Raw genomic sequence first — 3269 nt, forward strand, 5'->3', positions numbered from 1 at the left:
GGTCTGGCCGGGTGCTCCTCGGCCGTCGTCGTGGACGTCGCACCTCATGCGGCAGAGCCCCTGTGCGCGTCGATCGTGCTCGCGCTCCCCGAGGATCTCGACGGCCTCGAGCGACTGCGCACCACGAGCCAGGCGACGGTGGCCTGGGGCGACCCGGGAGATCCCGTCGTGCTGCGCTGCGGTGTCGAACCCCCGGGCCCCACGACGGACCAGTGCGTCACGGCCGAGGACGAGGCCGGCTCCGTCGACTGGATCGCCGTCTCCGGGCCCGCGGCGCAGGACGGCTCGGCCGACTGGACCTTCACGACCTACGGCCGCTCTCCGGCGGTCGAGGTGCAGGTCCCCGCCTCGGTCACGGCGACCCGCTCGACGAGCTTCCTGCTCGAGCTCGGCCCGGCCCTCAGCCAGGTCGAGCAGACGCGCCGCTGCCTGTGATTGGATCGTGCTGCCCGAGGGACCGGGCGCCCGGGCAGGACGAGGAAGGGACGGGCCGTGACCACCGAGCTCGCGCGTATGGCAGTGATCGCCGGAGGACTCTCCAACGAGCGTGAGGTCTCCCTCCGGTCGGGGCGCCGCGCGCAGTACGCGCTCGGTCAGGTCGGCATCGAGGCCGCCCTGTACGACGCCGACGAGACGCTGCTGACCCGGTTGGCCGACGACGGGATCAGCGCGGCCTACCTCGCGGTGCACGGCGCGAGCGGCGAGGACGGCTCGCTGCAGACGGCCCTCGACCTCGCGGGGATCCCGTACGTCGGATCCACCCCGGGTGCCTGCCACCTGGCGTGGGACAAGGTCGTCGCCAAGGTGCTCGTCTCCCGCGCCGGGGTCGCCACGCCCGCATGGGCCGCCGTCTCGGCGCGGTCCTTCCGTGAGCTCTCGACCACCCAGCTCGTCCGCTCGGTCCTGGACGAGATCGGGCTGCCCGTCGTGGTCAAGCCGGCGAAGAGCGGCTCCACTCTGGGGATGAGCCTCGTCGAGACCGCTGCGGACCTGCCCGCCGCGCTCGTCCGCTGCTTCACCTTCGGCGACCTCGCACTGATCGAGCGCTACATCGTGGGATCGACGATCGAGACCGTCGTGGTCGAGGAGGCCGGGAAGGTCACGGCGCTCCCGCCCGCCGAGTTCGCCAACCCGGACGTCTCGCCGTTCTCCTTCGAGGCCCGCTACGGAGCCGACCTCATCAGCATCGTGCTCCCTGCGCCGCTGCCCGAGACCGTCCTGGACGCCGTGTCACGGACGGCGGAGACCGTCCACACGGTGCTCGGCCTGCGGGACCTGTCCCGGACCGACGTCGTGGTCGACGCCGAGGGGACCCCGTGGTTCCTGGAGGCGGCGATCTCCCCCGGTCTGACCGAGACCTCTGTCCTCCCGCTCGCCGCGGCGGAGACGGGCCGCCCGCTCGGCGCACTGCTCAGGGACCTGCTCGTCACCGCCCAGCGCAGGGGCGCCACCCGCTGAGTGCTGGGCGGGCGACGCCTGCCGGACGTACCCCGCTCCCCACGAGGCGGCGGCCGCCCGCCCGAGGGCGAGCGGCCGCCGTTCCCGAGGTGCGTGCTCACCGGCGGGCGCGTCCCCCACCCATCTCCATGCTCCCCGCGGCCGCGACGCCCGCGGTGGCGGTCCCGGCGGTCTGACCGTCGACGGTGACCGTGTACGTGGCCCCGTCGACGACGTCCGCCGAGGAGAGCACGACCGACTGGAAGGTCTTGACCGAGGTGAACTCTGCGACCACCGAGCCGCTGTCGTCGAGCACCTGGACCGTCTGGCCCGCGGCGTAGGCCTGGTCGAGCGAGGCGCTCAGCCAACCCTGGGCGGAGGAGGTGTCCGGGGAGACGGCCATGCCCGTCATCCCGACGGCGAGGACCGTCCCGCCGTCCACGACCACCGATCCGTTGGCGTCCAGCGCCCCCTCACGGTCCAGGGGTGAGCCGAAGACGAGGGTGGTGCCGCCGGTGACCAGGACCGACCCGTTCGAGTCGATCCCGTCGCCCTCGGAGTCGACGGTGATCTCGCCAGCGGTGATCGTGACCATCGCACCGTCGTCGGCCTCCACGACACCGCCGATGTCCGTCGTGGTGCTGGTCCCGCTCGTGGCGTTGATGCCGTCGTCGCTCGCGGTGACGTCCAGCGTCCCGCCCTCGATCGTGACGTAGAAGGCCTCGAGCCCCTCGTAGGAGCTCGCCACGACGGTGCTGCCGCCCGACACGACCACGTGGACCTCGGCCTTGAGACCGTCGTCGGTCGCGTCGACGGTCAGCTCGCCGCCCGTGACGACGACGTCGGTCTGCGCCTGCACGCCGTCGTCCCCGGCCACCAGGTCGATCGTGCCGCCGGAGACGAGCACGTAGCCGCTGGTCTCGTCCTCCTCCTCGTCGGACTTCAGCCCGTCGCCCCCGGCCTGCACCGTGAGGGTGCCCCCCTCGATGGTCAGGGAGTCCTTCCCGCGCAGGCCGTCGTCGGCAGCGGTGACGGTGATCTCACCCGAGAGCACCATGAGGTCGTCGTGGCTGGTGATGCCGTCGTTCTGGGTGCTGGTCACCGTGAGGGACCCGTCGCCGGTGATCGTCAGGTCGGCGTCGCTGAACAGGGCCGCGTTGGCCTCCTCGTCGTCCCCGGTGGAGGTGAGCGTGCTGCTGCCGCTGAGGGAGACCACGACGTCCTCGGCGGAGAGGACCGCGATCGCTGCGCTCGTGTCGTCGGAGATCTCCATCCCGTCGAGCACCAGGGCCACGACGTCCTCGTCAGGGGTGTCCACCACGACCTGACCGTCGAGCTGCCCGGTCAGCACGTAGGTGCCGGCAGCGGTGATCGTGACCGTCGAGCCGTCGACGACGACCCCGTCACCGTCGGCCGTGGCGGTGGACCCGTCGAGGGTGACGGTCACGGCCCCGTCCATCGACCACTCGTCGTCGTTGACCGTCGTCGAGTCGGCGTTGGCCGCCAGGACCTCTGTCGCCACCGCCCCGGTCGTGAGGTCGGCCGCCGTGGTGCTCGTGGCGCTGCTCGTGGCGGTGGTCACCGAGGAGCTGTCGACGGCCGTGCCCGTGGTCTGCGCTGCGGAGGAGCACCCCGCCAGGAGAAGCCCCCCGATGAGCGCGGTGCTGACGGCGGCGGTGAGGTGACTCGTGCGCTTCATGATCGGACTCCTTCGGTGCCGGAGGAGCAGTCCTGCTCCCGCTGTGGCGTCGGAGTCATCTGATCGCCGCAGCCTGTGGCATCCCTGTGCGACGACCATGAGCCGGGCATGAGCCGGCCGTGCGGGGCACGGA

Annotated in this window: 3 protein-coding genes; 2 read left to right on the forward strand and 1 reads right to left on the reverse strand. The window is 72.2% G+C overall.

The window, feature by feature from the left end:
• The first annotated feature begins 3 nt into the window (after positions 1-3).
• Both ABWK99_RS15035 and ABWK99_RS15040 read left to right on the forward strand, forming a co-directional pair.
• The gene (locus ABWK99_RS15035; RefSeq protein WP_372595508.1) at positions 4-435 is read left to right on the forward strand and encodes a DUF3515 domain-containing protein; all 432 of its coding nucleotides are present in this window, start codon (positions 4-6) and stop codon (positions 433-435) included.
• Positions 436-492: 57 nt separating this feature from the next.
• Positions 493-1458, forward strand: a complete 966-nt coding sequence (locus tag ABWK99_RS15040; protein ID WP_372595506.1) for a D-alanine--D-alanine ligase — start codon at positions 493-495, stop codon at positions 1456-1458.
• Positions 1459-1555: 97 nt separating this feature from the next.
• Here ABWK99_RS15040 and ABWK99_RS15045 read toward each other — a convergent pair whose 3' ends face one another.
• The gene (locus ABWK99_RS15045) at positions 1556-3136 is read right to left on the reverse strand and encodes a carbohydrate-binding domain-containing protein (protein WP_372595507.1); all 1581 of its coding nucleotides are present in this window, start codon (positions 3134-3136) and stop codon (positions 1556-1558) included.
• Between the last annotated feature and the right edge of the window lie 133 nt (positions 3137-3269).

Source organism: Actinotalea sp. (assembly GCF_041597215.1).
Taxonomy (GTDB): Bacteria; Actinomycetota; Actinomycetes; order Actinomycetales; family Cellulomonadaceae; genus Actinotalea.